This is a genomic window from Stenotrophomonas sp. 24(2023) (assembly GCF_030913365.1).
Taxonomy (GTDB): domain Bacteria; phylum Pseudomonadota; class Gammaproteobacteria; order Xanthomonadales; family Xanthomonadaceae; genus Stenotrophomonas.
Genome location: NZ_CP133160.1, coordinates 4,173,983 through 4,187,849, shown reverse-complemented (window position 1 = coordinate 4,187,849; position 13,867 = coordinate 4,173,983). Strand labels below are relative to the sequence as shown.

15 protein-coding genes are annotated in these 13,867 nt (G+C 68.9%); 6 read left to right on the top strand and 9 right to left on the bottom strand.

What is annotated here, in order from left to right; all coding sequences use genetic code 11:
- Positions 1-7: 7 nt before the first annotated feature.
- Entirely contained in the window at positions 8-895 is an 888-nt protein-coding gene (locus Q9R17_RS19115) for a LysR family transcriptional regulator (RefSeq protein WP_308156155.1), read from the bottom strand.
- 93 nt (positions 896-988) lie between these two features.
- On the opposite strand from Q9R17_RS19115, the gene Q9R17_RS19110 reads away from it, so the two are divergent.
- Both Q9R17_RS19110 and Q9R17_RS19105 read left to right on the top strand, forming a co-directional pair.
- Positions 989-1,699, top strand: coding sequence for an SDR family NAD(P)-dependent oxidoreductase (locus Q9R17_RS19110; RefSeq protein WP_308156154.1), 711 nt, complete (start codon positions 989-991; stop codon positions 1,697-1,699).
- 20 nt (positions 1,700-1,719) lie between these two features.
- Complete coding sequence (locus tag Q9R17_RS19105) at positions 1,720-1,965, top strand: 4-oxalocrotonate tautomerase family protein (RefSeq protein WP_308156153.1); 246 nt, start codon at positions 1,720-1,722, stop codon at positions 1,963-1,965.
- Positions 1,966-1,971: 6 nt separating this feature from the next.
- Here the strand turns inward: Q9R17_RS19105 and Q9R17_RS19100 are convergent, their stop codons facing one another.
- Entirely contained in the window at positions 1,972-3,204 is a 1,233-nt protein-coding gene (locus Q9R17_RS19100; protein WP_308156152.1) for an MFS transporter, read from the bottom strand.
- Between the two features lie 86 nt (positions 3,205-3,290).
- Between Q9R17_RS19100 and Q9R17_RS19095 the strand changes: the two genes are divergently transcribed.
- The 3 genes from Q9R17_RS19095 to Q9R17_RS19085 all read left to right on the top strand — a co-directional run bounded on the left by Q9R17_RS19095 (position 3,291) and on the right by Q9R17_RS19085 (position 5,345).
- On the top strand, positions 3,291-4,085 hold the full coding sequence (locus tag Q9R17_RS19095; RefSeq protein ID WP_308156151.1) for a helix-turn-helix transcriptional regulator: 795 nt from the start codon (positions 3,291-3,293) through the stop codon (positions 4,083-4,085).
- Positions 4,086-4,339: 254 nt separating this feature from the next.
- The gene (locus tag Q9R17_RS19090; protein WP_308156150.1) at positions 4,340-4,981 is read left to right on the top strand and encodes a hypothetical protein; all 642 of its coding nucleotides are present in this window, start codon (positions 4,340-4,342) and stop codon (positions 4,979-4,981) included.
- The gene (locus tag Q9R17_RS19085; RefSeq protein ID WP_308156149.1) at positions 4,935-5,345 is read left to right on the top strand and encodes an autotransporter outer membrane beta-barrel domain-containing protein; all 411 of its coding nucleotides are present in this window, start codon (positions 4,935-4,937) and stop codon (positions 5,343-5,345) included. Before Q9R17_RS19090 ends, Q9R17_RS19085 begins: the two co-directional genes overlap by 47 nt.
- A 47-nt stretch (positions 5,346-5,392) precedes the next feature.
- Here the strand turns inward: Q9R17_RS19085 and Q9R17_RS19080 are convergent, their stop codons facing one another.
- On the bottom strand, positions 5,393-5,722 hold the full coding sequence (locus Q9R17_RS19080) for a YegP family protein (RefSeq protein ID WP_308156148.1): 330 nt from the start codon (positions 5,720-5,722) through the stop codon (positions 5,393-5,395).
- A gap of 219 nt (positions 5,723-5,941) precedes the next feature.
- Here Q9R17_RS19080 and Q9R17_RS19075 point away from each other — a divergent pair, with 219 nt between their 5' ends.
- Positions 5,942-6,592 carry a hypothetical protein gene (locus Q9R17_RS19075; protein WP_308156147.1) on the top strand — a complete coding sequence of 217 codons (651 nt, stop codon included), beginning with the start codon at positions 5,942-5,944 and terminating at the stop codon, positions 6,590-6,592.
- Between the two features lie 23 nt (positions 6,593-6,615).
- Here the strand turns inward: Q9R17_RS19075 and Q9R17_RS19070 are convergent, their stop codons facing one another.
- From Q9R17_RS19070 to Q9R17_RS19045, 6 genes are all read right to left on the bottom strand, one after another.
- On the bottom strand, positions 6,616-7,659 hold the full coding sequence (locus tag Q9R17_RS19070) for a phosphatidylinositol-specific phospholipase C1-like protein (protein ID WP_308156146.1): 1,044 nt from the start codon (positions 7,657-7,659) through the stop codon (positions 6,616-6,618).
- 188 nt (positions 7,660-7,847) lie between these two features.
- Positions 7,848-10,826: a TonB-dependent receptor gene (locus Q9R17_RS19065; RefSeq protein WP_308156145.1), complete on the bottom strand. Its 2,979-nt coding sequence runs from the start codon at positions 10,824-10,826 to the stop codon at positions 7,848-7,850.
- Positions 10,827-10,962: 136 nt separating this feature from the next.
- The gene (locus Q9R17_RS19060) at positions 10,963-11,979 is read right to left on the bottom strand and encodes a FecR domain-containing protein (RefSeq protein ID WP_308156144.1); all 1,017 of its coding nucleotides are present in this window, start codon (positions 11,977-11,979) and stop codon (positions 10,963-10,965) included.
- Positions 11,976-12,497 (bottom strand): sigma-70 family RNA polymerase sigma factor, encoded by a 522-nt coding sequence (locus Q9R17_RS19055; protein WP_308156143.1) that lies wholly within the window; start codon positions 12,495-12,497, stop codon positions 11,976-11,978. The genes Q9R17_RS19060 and Q9R17_RS19055 overlap by 4 nt, the downstream gene beginning before the upstream one ends.
- A 96-nt stretch (positions 12,498-12,593) precedes the next feature.
- Positions 12,594-12,968 (bottom strand): hypothetical protein, encoded by a 375-nt coding sequence (locus Q9R17_RS19050; RefSeq protein WP_308156142.1) that lies wholly within the window; start codon positions 12,966-12,968, stop codon positions 12,594-12,596.
- A gap of 98 nt (positions 12,969-13,066) precedes the next feature.
- Complete coding sequence (locus Q9R17_RS19045; protein WP_308156141.1) at positions 13,067-13,852, bottom strand: alpha/beta hydrolase; 786 nt, start codon at positions 13,850-13,852, stop codon at positions 13,067-13,069.
- Positions 13,853-13,867 lie beyond the last annotated feature (15 nt).

The window sequence follows — 13,867 nt, the reverse complement described above, 5'->3', positions numbered from 1 at the left end:
TGCCGGCTCAGGGCTCGAACAGCGCCCGTGCATCGGCAAACACCTGCAGCAGGTGGTCGGCAACGGTACGGATGGGCAGGTCGCGGCGGTCCTGCCGGCGCGTGAGCAGGAAGATGCCACGCGACGGCGGGGCCACCGGCAGCGTGCAGGGATGCAGGCCGGGCGTGCTGCGGCCAAGGTAGTGCGGCAACAGCACCAGCCCGGCCCCGGACCGCGCCGCGATGGCCTGCGCTGCCTGGTTGTTGGCACGGAACACGATGCGCGCCTGCGGGAAATGCTGCGCCAGCCAGGTCGCCTCCGGCAGGTAGGCGTTGGCCTCGTCGAAGCCCACGAACGATGGGGCCTGGCCCGCCTCGATACGCGCGCGGACGGCCTCGGTGCCATAGAAGCCGAAGGCCATCGTGCCCAGCGGCCGGGCGATGACATCACCGTCGCGTGGCGGGTCCAGGCGCACGGCGATATCGGTGACATGCCGTTCCAGGCTGACCGCGCGCAGGTCCGAGGCCAGCTCGATGTCCAGCCCCGGGTACTGCAGCGGCAGCGGCGCCAGCTGCGCGGTCAGGAACCCCTGGGTCAGCGCCGGTGGCGCGTTGACCCGCACCAGCCCGCGCGGCACGCCGTCGGCCTGCCCGCGCCCCAGCGTCTGCACGGCCGCTTCCATGTCACTGGCCGCCGCCAGTGCCTGCGTGCCGGCCGGGGTCAGCACATAGCCCTGCGGGCGGCGCTCCATCAGCTTTTCGCCCAGGCTGGCTTCCAGCGACTGCAGCCGCCGGGAAATGGTGGAGTGGTTGGTGCCCAGGGCCCGGGCGGCGGCCGACAGGCTGCCGTAGCGCCCCAGTGCCAGGAACACGCGGACATCCTGCCAGTCCGGCTCTGTGCGTTTTTTATCAGCCATTGCGCAAGATTAGCGGATTTTCGAACAGCCGGGCCGCGCCTAGATTGGTGTCCACGCCGGGCGATCCCGCCCGGCCTGCCAACGGGAATCCCCATGAACAACACGCAGAAAGTGGCCATCGTGACCGGCGCATCGCAGGGGCTGGGCGAGGGCATCGCCCGTGCCTTCCTGGCGCGCGGCTACCGGGTGCTCGGTACCTCCCGCCGCATCGCCGCTTCCAACGACCCCAACTACCTGACCATCGCCGGCGACATCGGCCATCCGGCCACCGGCAAGGCGCTGGTCGAGCAGGCGCTGGAGCGCTTCGGGCGGGTCGATACGCTGGTCAACAACGCCGGCATCTTCATCGCCAGCCCGTTCACCCAGTACAGCGCGCAGCAGTACCAGCAGATGCTGGCCACCAACCTCGACGGCTTCTTCCACACCACCCAGCCGGCGGTGGAGGCGATGCTGGCGCAGGGCGGCGGCCATGTGGTGCAGATCACCACCACCCTGGTCGACAACGCCAACCACAACGTGCCCTCGGTGCTGGCGTCACTGACCAAGGGCGGGCTGGCCGCGGCCACGCGCAGCCTGGCCATCGAATATGCCACCCGCAACATCCGCGTCAACGCGGTGTCGCCGGGGGTGATCCGCACGCCGATGCACCCGCCGCACACCCATGCCACGCTGGCCGGCCTGCACCCGATGCAGCGCCTGGGCGATGTGGCCGACATCACCCAGGCGGTGATGTACCTGGAAGACGCGGGTTTCGTGACCGGTGAAATCCTGCACGTCGATGGCGGCCAGGTGGCCGGCAGCTGACCCCCCAACGGAGCACTGACATGCCTTACGTGAACATCAAGGTGACCCGCGAGGGCACCGCACCGGGTGCCGAAGCCACCACCGCCGCGCAGAAGAAGGCGCTGATCCAGGGCGTGAGCGAGCTGCTGCTGCAGGTGATGGGCAAGCCGCTGGCCTCGACCTTCGTGGTCATCGAGGAAGTGGCGCTGGACAGTTGGGGCGTGGGCGGACTGCCCACGCCCGAATTCCGCGCCCGGCAGGCACAGCGCGGCACCGGCGGCGACTGACCGCTTTCAGGCCTGCTGCGGCGGCAGCGCGTTGGCAGCAGGCGCAGGTGCGGGCGCGGCATCGCCGATCCGGCGGTCGCGCCCGGCCAGCAGGCCGATGCTGCCTTCCAGCAGGGCCAGGCCAGTGCACAGCAGCAGCGGCCACTGCCAGCTGCCCGCCGCATCATGCAGGGCGCCCATACTGATCGGGCCGCTGGCCGCCAGCAGGTAGCCCACGCACTGCGCCATGCCGGACAGCGCCACTGCCTGCGCGGTGGTGCGCGTGCGCAGGCCGACGAAGGCCAGGCCGAGGATGAAGCCGGTGCCCGAGCCGACGCCCAGCAGCGCGCACCAGGCGATGGCCTGGGCCGGCGCAAGCAGCAGTCCCAGGAAGCCGCCGGCCATGCAGGCCGCAGACAGCGCGGCCGCAAGACGCTGGTCGCGCAGGCGGCGCACCAGTGGGCCGATGACCAGCCCCGGCACGGCGATGGCCAACTGCAGCACCCCATGCAGCGAACCGGTCTGCGCCTGGCTGTGGCCGGCCTCGACCAGCATCGCCGGCAACCAGCCGATGGCGATGTAGCTGAGCAGGGAATTCAGGCCCAGGAACAGGGTGACCTGCCACGCCAGCGGCGAACGCCACAGGCGCGGTTCCGGCGTGGACGCTGCCGCAGTGGGGGCCGTCGCCGCTGGCTGGCGCAGCTGTGGCAGCCAGGCCGCCAGCGCGACCAGCGGCAGCACGATGAAGCTGGCCAGGGCCGCCGGCCAGCCCCAGGCGGTGGACAACGGCACCACCACGGCCGAGCCCGCCGTGGCGGCAATCCCCATCGTCAGCGCATAGGCACCGGTGAGCGGGGTGATGCTGTTGGGGAAGCTGCGCTTGATCAGGCTGGGCAGCAGCACGTTGCCAACGGTGATGCCGATGCCGATGACGGCGGTGCCGACGAACAGCGCCGCTGCAGCACCGGCCGAGCGCAGCGCGATGCCCACCGCGAGGATGACCAGGCCTGCGGTCAGCGTGCGCTCCAGCCCCTGCCGCCGTGCCAGCGCAGCGACCAGTGGGGACAGCAGGGCAAACGCCAGCAAGGGCAGGGTGATGATGGCGCCGGCCAGGCCGGTGCTCAGCCGCAGGTCGGTGGCGATCAGGCCCAGTGCCGGCGGCAGGCCGGTGAAGGGCGCGCGCAGGCAGGCAGCGATCAGCAGGATGGCGGCCAACAGCGCCAGTTCGCGGCGGTCGGTGCGTGGGGAAGCGGTGTTCATGACGGCACGGTGGGGGTGGGGCAGCCGAACGATACGCGCGCCGGTTCAAGCGCGATATGCGAGGAATGACAGATAATCGCTGAATCATGCCAATCCGCAGTTCCCTCGCCCAGCTGCTGCGCCACTTCGACCCGGACGCCGACGGCCTGCCGGTGACGGCCCTGCGGCTGGAGGTGGACCAGCACGACGTGGAACTGCCGGTGCACCAGCACCGCAAGGGCCAGCTGGTGATCGCCCGACACGGCGCGGTGACCTGCCGCGTGCCCGGCGCACTGTGGCTGGTGCCACCGCAGCATGCGGTGTGGATTCCCGGCAGCCTGCCACACAGCAATCACGGCACGCACAACGCCCGCATCAGCTATCTGTTCATCGAACCGGGGGCTGCACCGATGCCGCCGGACTGCTGCACGCTGCAGGTCAGTCCGCTGCTGCGCGAACTGGTCGACTACCTGGCCGAACAACCGCACCCGTACCCGGCGGACGGCCCCACGGCACGGGTGGCCGGTGTGCTGCTGGAACAACTGGTGGCCGCGCCGGTCGCGCGCTTCCACCTGCCGATCTCCGATCACCCCACGCTGCAGCGCATCGCCACCGCGTTGACCCGGCACCCTGACGATCGCAGCACGCTGGCGCAGTGGGCGCAGCGCGTGGCGATGGGGGAACGCACGCTGGCCCGGCTGATCCAGCAGCAGACCGGCCTGAGCTTTGGCCGCTGGCGGCAGCAGATCCACCTGCTGGTGGCCCTGCGTGAACTCGCCGCTGGCATGTCCGTGCAGCAGGTGGCTGGCCTGCTGGGCTACGACTCGGCCACCGCCTTCATCACGATGTTCCGCAAGGCGATGGGCAAGCCGCCGGCACAGTACTTCGCATCACTGGGATGAGGGGCCTGCCGTGCCCGGGCCTGGCACGACGGCGACACGGCGACGGCTGAAGACAGTGTCCGCCACTTTTTTGTAAATCTGTGCGGCCGGTCGGCATGACGCGGCCTTCCCATGCACATCACTTCGACAAAACGCCTGAGACCGTGGGGGTAGACGCATGGATGCTTGGATTCGTGCGCACCAGGAGGCCAGGAAACATGCGCAGTCCACACCCTGCAGTTGCTCCCCGTCCTGTTGCAGCCGGTGCCCCGCCAGTGCGGGCGCCCGAACACCGTGTACTGGCCATCGCCGTTGCGATGCTGCTGGCCGGTGGCACCGTCTCGATGGCCGCGCATGCCGATGGTGGCAAGGGCGGCTGCACGCCCGCAGCCACCTGCAGGCCGGCGATCGGTGGCGTGCCTGATGCCCCCAACGGTGGGGATGCTGCCGGTGGTGGACAGAGTGGCAACGGGGGCGGGGGCGGTGCCGTTGGCACCAACACCGGCATCGGCGGCAATGGCGGGGCGGGGGGTGCCGGTGGCATCAACGGTGGCGGCGGTGGCAATGGCGCGGCGGGCCAGACCGGTTCCGGTGGCGCTGGCCAGGGGGGCCAGGCCGGTGGCACCGGTGGTGGTGGCGGTGCCAACAGCGCTGCCGGGGTCGAATCCGGTGCGGGCGGCGGCGGTGGTGGCGGTGGCGGCGTCGGTGCATCGCTCAACGGGGCGGGCAGCAATACCGGGCTGATCACCGGCGGTACCGGTGGCAACGGTGGCGGAGGCGGCGGCAGTGGCGCCGGCGGTACCGGCAATGGCGGCTCCGGTGGTGGCGGTGGAAGGCGGGGTGCCCTACGTGCTGGACAACGGCTGGTCGTTGACCCCCCAAGGCCAGGTGATCTACCAGCGGCTGCGGCTGGATGATGCCCACGATGCGGTGTCATCGGTGAACTTCGACAGCACCGATTCGCTCACGGCCCGCCTGGGCGGGCGATTGAGCCACACCCGTGCCCTGGCCGAAGGCACCGTGCCACGCCTGCTGACCCACTGGCTGGCCGCCAATGTCTGGCACGAGTTCCGCTCCGATTCGCGCAACACCTTCGACAGCCATGACGGGCCCGTGCCGTTCCATTCGGACCTGTCCGGCACGTGGTGGGAACTGAGCGTCGGCATGAGCGCACAGCTGGGCCTGCGGACATCGCTGTATGCCACCGCCGGCTACCAGAAGTCGTTCGGGCGCGGCCGTGAATCGCTGGACGGCAACGTGGGCCTGCGCTGGAACTGGTGACGACGTGCGAGGCCCGCATCGCGGCTTGCGATGCGGGCGTCGAGGGCTCAGGTCAGGTCAACGACGGGCGCAGATGGGCCATTGTTTTTGACCGACTGGATGCCGGCTTCACGCCCGGCAGTGGAGCTGTACTGCTCACTGGTGCCAATCACTTCACCGTTTGCAGCCTTCAGATTGAACATCGGCGAGCCGTTGCTGGATGTCTTTCGCTCGTAGCGGGCATCAAGCGGAGCGTTCGCCTTGACCGATGCGATGCCGTTCATCGCGTTCTGCTTGGTGGTGTAGCGCTCTCCGGTCAGGATGACTTCGCCATTGCCCGCCTTGAGAACGAAATGGAACTGGGTGCCCGATGCCTTCAACTCATAACGTGCAGCCATGCTGAGATCCCCCGTCTTGTGAATGGTCATGCTCTGTGAGCGTGGCAACCATCTCAGCGAGCCAAATGCGACACCATCAGGAAAGACCCCTGTCAGCCATCAGGAATATCTGATGCTCGCCAGCGAGGCGGCGCAAATAATCCCCCCTGGGTCGTCGTCTCAGCCCGGGAGACGGCAATAGGGGAGGCTGGGCGTCCATCACGACGCCGCAGGCACTGCATGACCGACCCGACCCACGCTCCGCTTCCGTCCACCGCCGAGCTGCTGCGCCGCCTGCAACTGCCGCCGGCATCGCGCGGCGGGTTCAAACGTGCCGAACGCTGGTTCATGGGGGGCAGCCTGGTGGCGATCGCGCTCATCGGCCTCATCGTGACCGTGACGGTCACGGGGTGGGTCGTGGTCCCCCATGCACGGGCCATCGTCGCACTGCTTTACCTGGTACTGCTGCTGGGCTACACGGTCTGCGTGGCCCTGTCCCTGGTCGAGATCGTGCGGCACCTGCGCCGGGGGTTCAGTGGCGCGGCGGCCAACACCGACCGCGCCATCGCCCGCAGCGGGGAGATCATTGCCAGCCTGGCCGGCCATCCCCGTCCGGTGCTGCGCGAACAGGCGCGGCTGCTGGAACTGGAAGCGAAATCCTGCACGCGCCGGGCGGCGCTGGGGGCCGCACTGAACACCCTGGCGGCCGTGGCCCTCAATCTGGTGGGGGCGTTTGCCCAGGCCGGCACCCCAGCGTTGCCCGCTTTCGTGCCGATGATGGTGTATGCGCTGATGACGGGCGCCCTGATCGGCTCGGCCCTGCTGGGCGTGTATGGCGGCCGGCTGGAAAAGCTGGCCGGCCTGTACCAGATCGCCGCCGATCGCCCCTGAGCCGGCCCGGCCGTGCGGCGGGCTCATCGTCCGCCGTCGGTGCCGTCCCGTGCCACCGCGTCCAGGGGCGCTGTACCGCATTGGCTGCGGCGCACCGTATTGCAGATCGCGGCCGCGCCATCGGGCAACCGCACCTGGTAGCGCGGAAAGCGGGGGTCCGCCCACAGGTAGTCGGTGGATAGGTACTGCGCGCCGCTGGCCAGCGCGGCAGCCAGGCGGCGCCGGTCGTTGTGCCGGGCTTCCAGGGTTTCGGCATCGGCACGGGTACGCACGATGAAGCCCCTGCGCACGGCAGCCTGGATGCGGGCCTGCTGGGTGACCGGGTCGTTGAGTGTCAGGTACGCCGCTGCGGGGCTGCCTTCGGGTGCGTTGACGAACATGGCCCGTCCCTGCAGGACAGGGTGCCCGGCACGGTAGGCCGCCACCTTGGCGCCGTCCTCGTCCAGCGCGAAGAACACCTTGCCGCGGGCCTGCGCCAGGCGGGGCCAGCCACCGGCCAGGACCGCTGCACGCAGCGTCGCATGCCTGCCGCGCACCTGGTCGGGCGTGATCAAGCGTGCATCGCTGAACACCGCGCGGATTTCCGCATCCAGCGCATCCCAGGCCGTGGCATCGAAGTCCAGCGGCGTCACGCCACCGGGCAACGATGCCGGGCCGGTCTTGGCGTTGAGCAGGATCAGGATCGGCACATGGTCCGGGTGTGCGAGCGACCAGGCATTGATCTGCTGCAGGCAGGTGGTGAAGCGCAGGCAGGAACTGCGGAAATCCACGTCCGGCATGTGCAGCGTCTTGAATCCCGGGAGTGCCATGGCGGCACGGAACGCCGCGTCGGTGGCATGGCCGGTGCGCAGCGCCGTCAGCGGTGCCGCATAACGGCCTCCGGCGGGGTCGTTATGCACGTCGATCTCGAGCTGGCGTGCGCCGGCATCCAGCTGCCGCGCCAGGCTCGGGTGGGCGTAGTCCAGGCCGATCGCGCCCGGATCGGCAGCGATCAGCGCGGCCAGTTCTTCCGGGGCGATCGCCTGCTTGTAGCTGTTGTGTGTGCCGACCGCGATCAGGTCGTTCATGTGCAGGGCAGCTGCCGATGTATCGGGGCAGGCGGTGCAGGGGGGCGATGCCGGGGGCAGGGCAAGGCCCGCCAGCAGCAGGGCGGTAGGGAGAAGCATTGAAACGGTCCTTCAGGCAGGAATGGTGACACGTCCACAGGGCCTGCCGGGGCCGGCACAGGCAGTGCCGGCCCCGGCAGCAGGGCAGGTCAGAACGTGTAGGTCACGCCGAAGGTGTAGGTGCGGCCGCTCTTGGTCCAGGACGTGGAGCGCTTCTCGATGATGTCCGTGTACTGGTTGATCGGCTGGTTGGTCAGGTTGATTGCTTCCACCACCAGCTTCAGGTGCGGGTTGATGTTCCAGAAAACGTTGGCATCGACGTTGTTGGTGGCGCGGTAGCCCGAGCCGATGTTGCCGTTGCCGCCGATGCCGTCGAGGTAGCCATCACGCCAGGCGCTGGAAATGCGCGCACCCCAGGTGCTGGTTTCGTAGTAGAGCGTGGCGTTGGAGGACCACTTGGAGAGGTTGGTCAGGGCCAGCGTGCGGCGCACGCCATCGACCATCGCATCGGTTTCGCCCTTGGCATAGGTGACGTTGGCGGCAAAGCCGAAGCCATCGAACGGTGCGGGCAGGAAATCGAAATCGCGCTGGAACGCCATCTCCACGCCGCGGATCGAGGCACCATCGCCGTTCACCGGGCGGCTGAAGGAATAGATGGTGTTGCCATCCTGGCCCGGGCCCAGCAGTGAATTCGGGTAGCCGATCGTGCCGTAGGGCACCGAGGCGGTTTCAGCGGTGATGAACGAATCCATCGTCTTGTGGAACACGCCCAGCGAGATCGCACCATGGTCGCCCATGTAGTACTCCCACGAGGCTTCGATGGAGTCGGCCTTGAACGGCTGCAGGTTCGGGTTGCCGGCGTTCACGCTGCCGCCGAACGGGGTGAAGCTGACCGAACCGGCGGCGCGCAGATCGCCCAGACCCGGGCGGCTGATGTTGCGGCTGGCCCCCAGGCGCAGGATCATGTCCGGCCGCACTTCCAGCGCGATGTTCAGGGCCGGCAGGAAACCGTCGTAGGTGTTGGTGATTACTGCCGGCACCAGGCCGTTGTTGGTGGCCACCGAGCCGGCCGAGGTCAGACGGGTGCGGTAGTAGCGCACGCCGGCATTGGCGCGCAGGCGCATGTCGCCCAGTTCGGTGTTGAGTTCGTACTGCGCGTAGGCCGCCGAGGTGCGCTCGGTCAGCGAATAGTTGGTGCCGGCCTGGTCATTGGCCGATGTGAGGTCGCGCAGCTGGCCGGTCAGGGCGAAGGTCGCATCCACGTTGGCCACCAGGTATGGCACCAGCGAGTCGTAGCCCAGCTGCTGCAGCACCGGCGCCGGGCGGTTCGGGTTGTTGTACCAGTCCACGCGGTTGAAGCGCGTCCAGCCATCGTTGCCGAAATCCTTGTAGTCCACGCCGAAGCGCAGCGAGGAGGACAGGCTGACGTCCCACAGGCCGTTCAGTTCGGCCGTCTTGTACTCGCTGCGGATGTAGTCCTCGCGCGCATCGGCGCGCATCAGGCCCCACAGCTTCGGGTCGGTGGGGTCGAAGCCGTAGTGGGTCGTGGCCGGGTTGCCGCCACGAAAGTCATAGCTGAAGTTCTGGTTCACTGCCTGGGTGAAGATCTTGTCGAACACCGGGCCCTTGAATTCCGAGCGCGACCAGCCGGCCAGTGCGTAGAAGCGCAGCGTATCGGTGGCCTGGAAGCTGCCGTTCCACACGGCCTGGGTAAAGGTGGTCTTGTCCTGCGAATGCTTGGATTCGTTGCGCATGTCCACGCCGGACCAGTCGGCGTAGACGATGCTGTCACCGCGGATCTCCACGGCGTTCAGGCGCTGGGTGCCACGCACGTCGCCGGTCAGTGCGTTCACGCCGGCCGGTGCCATCGCATACTCGTGGCGGTCATTGCTGAGCGTGCCATACAGCAGGTCCAGGCTCATCTCGGTGCGGTCGTTCGGGCGCCACTGCAGCGTGGTGGTCAGGCCCAGCCGTTCGCGCTCGGCATACCAGGTCGAGGGGCTGGTGGCCTGTGGCGCGGACACGCGGTCCTGGCCCTTGGCGTTGACCAGGCGGTCACGATCGGCCGCCGATACGTTCGGGCCGATATTGGCGGCGCTGACGTTGATCTTGGTCCAGTTCCAGCTGCGCATGCCGTACTCGTTCACGTTGTTGCGCGAGTACGCGGCCGAAGCGAGGATGCCGAACTCACCCGCATCGGTCTGCCAGCGGTTGGAGGCCAGGCCGATCACGCGCGGCGTCACGCCGTCGGTGTTGGTGTTGGTCTGTGCCTTGGCCCCGACCACCAGCTTTTTGCCCTCGTAATCGAACGGCCGTGCCGTGGTCAGGCTGACCGTGCCGCCGATGCCGCCTTCATCCTGCTCGGCCGCGTAGGACTTCTCCACCACCACGCGGTTGAACAGTTCCGAGGCGAACAGGCTGTAGTCGAAGCTGCGGGTACGGCTGACCGAACCCCGGTTGTCGAAGCCCGACGAGGTGTTGCCCAGCACTTCCATGCCGTTGAGCTGGGTGCGGGTGAAATCCGGGCCGAGGCCACGCAGGGAGATCTGCCGGCCTTCGCCGGCATCGCGGGTGATCGCCACGCCCGGCACGCGCTGCAGCGACTCGGCCAGGTTCAGGTCCGGAAAGGCAGCGATGTCCTGGGCGACGATGGCGTCCTGGGTGCCGACCGCATCGCGCTTGAGGTCACGGCCGACCAGCAGGCTCTGGCGGAAGCCGGTCACCACGACCTGTTCCAGGTTCACCGGCTGCGACGGGTCGGCCGCAGCCGGTGCCACGCCGGCGGCCGCCACGGTCTTCGCCGCCGGTGCGCCCGCCGCAGCGTTCTCGATGGTGATGGTGTCGGCGTTGATGTAGCGGTAGCGCAGGCCGGTGCCCTGCAGCAGCTGGCGCAGCGCCTCTTCGGTGGGCTGCCCGGCAGGCACGCCATGGCTGGTGGGATTGCCGGTGGCGGCATCGTAGATGAACTTGATGCCGGTCTGGCTGGACAGCTGGTTCAACGCATTGTCCAGCGGCTGCGCCGGAATGGCCTGCGACAGGACGGTCTGCGGCGCTGCCGCCTGTGCAGCGGCAGCAGTGCCGTGCAGGGCCAGTGCGATGGAGAGGAACAGGATGCGGCTGCGGCTCATGGAGGGGTGGTCCGTTGGGTGGTGGGCAGCCAGCGCCATCGCGCCGGCCTATCCACTACGAGCCCGGTTGCCGCGCGTCGGGTACCGGTTTTTCCGTGAATTTTCTGTGACACCGCCAACGGCGGCGCCTGCACCCTCAGCGCGGCCGGGTGCGGACCCGGATTTCGTCCTGTGCCTGGACCACCTGCAGCCCACGCTGCTGCTGCAGGAACACGCGCAACGATGCGATGTCTTCGCTGTGCAGGTTGCCGGTCAGGCGCAGCGCCGCCGCCTGCGGGTCCTCGATCACCACGCGTGTGCGGTTGAGGCGGTTGAACTGGTCGGCCACATCGGCCAGCGGGTCGTCACGGAACACGACGCGGCGCTGCCACCACGCCGTCATCGTCTCGACGTTTTCCCGGGCCAGGCTGACATGCCTGCCCTGGTAGTCGATGCGCGCGCTCTGCCCGGCGTGCAGGTCGGCCAGCGTACGTGCCGCATTGGCCAGCGGACTGACACGCACCTGGCCCTCGCTGACCCCCACGCGGACCTGTTCGCGCTGCAGCGCCACGTCGAAGGTCGTGCCGATGTCCTGCACGCGCAGCGTGCCGGCCAGCACCTCGAACGGGCGACGGTCCGTAGCGACCTCGAACGTCGCCTGCCCGCGCAGCAGGGTGGCGTCGCGCCGCAGCAGGCTGAAACGCACGCGCAGCTGGCTTTCCGCATTGAGGTGGACTGTACTGTGGTCGGGCAGGGTGACGCGGCGCTGTTCGGCGTGCGCGGTGGTGTAGGTGTAGGTGCGCGGCCAGCACAGCCAGCCGGCGGTCACCGTGACCAGCGCCAGCGACGCCGCCACGGCGGCGCGGCGCCACCATGCGCCGCGCCGCGCAACGCGCGGTGTTCCCTGCCGCCGGGGCAGGACCACCACGTTGCTGCGCGTGGGCGCGGGGCTGGCCAGCAGCGCATCGACGTCGATGTCCATGGCCTGCAGCGCACCGCCCAGCTCGCCGGCGATCTGGCTGACGGCCAGGTATTCGCGCAGGTGCTCGGGCGAGGCGGTCATCCAGTCCAGGAACCGGGTGTGCTCCTCGGCACTCAACGGCCGTTCGCGGTGCAGTGCGTGCCACTGCGCCGCCTCGCGCGTAGCGGTTCCCGGCAGGGTCAACGGGCTCACCAGGCTTCTCCCTGTGCGGCCAGCGCACGGCGGCAGGCCGCCAGGCCATTGACCACGTGTTTCTTCACCATGTGCGTGGAAATGCCCATCCGTTCGGCAATCTGCAGGTAACTCAGGCCATCGCGGTACTGCATCACCAGTACCGCGCGGGTACGGTCGGGCAGGGTGGACAGCAGTTCCTGCAGGCGGCGTTGGCGTTGCTGGCGCACGGCATCATCCTCGGCAGCATCGCTGCTGCGCAGCAGATGGGAGAATTCCTCGATGTCCTCACCCTGCAGCGGATTCTGCTGGGAGCGCACGCCCTGTTCGCGCGCAAGATTCAGCGCCACGGTGTACAGGTAGGCCTCCGGGTTGGCGATGCTCTCGCCACGGGTCTCGCGGGCACGCAGCATGCGCAGGTAGGTTTCCTGCACCAGATCCTCGGCCTCCTCGCGCGCGCCACGGCGCAGGAAGAAGCCGCGCAGCGTAGAGCCGTGCTCGGTGAAGATCCTGGCCCATGTGCTGCCCGCCTGGGACACCGCCGCGCTCCGTTCAGGGTCCGTAAAAACCGGCGACGCTACGGGCGGGATGTTGCGGGGATGTGACCGTGGCCGGGCAACGCTGCCGGCAGGATGTCAGCCGCCGGCCATCTCGAAGCCAGCCAGGAACGCGATCAGGGCCAGCATGGCGGCCAGTGCCAGGCACCCGGTGGTTGCCCAGCCGCGCAGTCCACTCAGCTGGGCCGCCACGAACACCGCCGTGGCCGACACGCCGACAGCGATCAGCGCACCGATCAGCAGGAACGGCAGCAGCATCCCCAGGCCGATGGCGGAATACATCCCGCGCGGCGTCGGCCAGGGCAATGCTGCCGTAATGAACAGCACCAGCAGCGTGCAGATGACCATCGTCCACAGCGTGGTCGTCCATGCCAGCGCACGGCGCGGGGCGGCCGTCGCCGGGGCTGGGGGCGTATCCGCATCCGGCGGCTGGGAGGAGGGCGCGTCATCCATGGGGCCATGGTGCCGCGCGCTCGTTAACCAGCGGTGAAGGCAACGCGCTGTGCGCGGCGCAGTGCCCCTGCCTGACCCGCGCCCTGCGTGGAGGGGCGTTACCGCGACAGGAACGTCGCCATCAACGCCGCAAGGTGCGCCGGCTGCTGCGCCATCGGGTAATGCCCGCACCCCTGCATCACCGCCAGCGTGGCCTGGGGGTGCCACGCCAGGAAGGTGCGCGCCATGGCATCGGCATCCAGCCCCGGATCGCGGTCGCCCACGATGACCAGGAACGGCGTGGCGATGCCCTGCACCTCCGCAACGAAATCGGTGTTCACCAACATCTGCAGATAGCCCTCCCGTGCGGCCGGTGCCACGCTGGCCCGGTTCTGCTGCACCTTGGCCGCCACCCAGTCGGCGGACATGCCGCCCGACACGAAGCGCAACAGCCGCGCCAGTGCCGCATCGTCGGTGGTGGTGCTGGCGAAGAAGGCGCGTGCGTCCGGCGGCAGACGGTTGCCGGCCGCGGACACCGGGCACAGCGCGATGGCACTGATGATGCGTGCAGGTGCATCGGCGGCCAGGCGCTGGGTCACCATGCCGGTCATTGAATGGCCCATCACATGGAAGCGTGACCAGCCCAGGTGGTCGGCCAACGCCAGGCAGTCGGCGGCGATGTCCTGCACACGGCAGGTGGGGGCCTGTTCCCTGGACAGTCCATAGCCGCGAAGATCGGCGAAGACATGGCAGAACCGCTGCGCATCCAGGTAAGGCAGCAGGGCGTCATAGCCGGTGTGATCGCCCAGCCAGTCGTGCAGGACCAGCACCGGGATCGGGCCGTTGCCATGGCGGACGTGGCCGAGCAGGTCGGAAGGGTGGAGCGAAGGTGTGCGGATAGTCAAGCAAGGTTCCTCGTG

Excerpts from the sequence above, each read along its gene's own strand:
- Q9R17_RS19100 (WP_308156152.1), bottom strand. The coding sequence starts at position 3,204 with ATGAACACCGCTTCCCCACGCACCGACCGCCGCGAACTGGCGCTGTTG.
- Q9R17_RS19105 (WP_308156153.1), top strand. The coding sequence starts at position 1,720 with ATGCCTTACGTGAACATCAAGGTGACCCGCGAGGGCACCGCACCGGGT.
- Q9R17_RS19095 (WP_308156151.1), top strand. The coding sequence starts at position 3,291 with ATGCCAATCCGCAGTTCCCTCGCCCAGCTGCTGCGCCACTTCGACCCG.
- Q9R17_RS19070 (WP_308156146.1), bottom strand. The coding sequence starts at position 7,659 with ATGAACGACCTGATCGCGGTCGGCACACACAACAGCTACAAGCAGGCG.
- Q9R17_RS19115 (WP_308156155.1), bottom strand. The coding sequence starts at position 895 with ATGGCTGATAAAAAACGCACAGAGCCGGACTGGCAGGATGTCCGCGTG.
- Q9R17_RS19080 (WP_308156148.1), bottom strand. The coding sequence starts at position 5,722 with ATGGCTGCACGTTATGAGTTGAAGGCATCGGGCACCCAGTTCCATTTC.
- Q9R17_RS19065 (WP_308156145.1), bottom strand. The coding sequence starts at position 10,826 with ATGAGCCGCAGCCGCATCCTGTTCCTCTCCATCGCACTGGCCCTGCAC.
- Q9R17_RS19075 (WP_308156147.1), top strand. The coding sequence starts at position 5,942 with ATGACCGACCCGACCCACGCTCCGCTTCCGTCCACCGCCGAGCTGCTG.
- Q9R17_RS19050 (WP_308156142.1), bottom strand. The coding sequence starts at position 12,968 with ATGGATGACGCGCCCTCCTCCCAGCCGCCGGATGCGGATACGCCCCCA.
- Q9R17_RS19110 (WP_308156154.1), top strand. The coding sequence starts at position 989 with ATGAACAACACGCAGAAAGTGGCCATCGTGACCGGCGCATCGCAGGGG.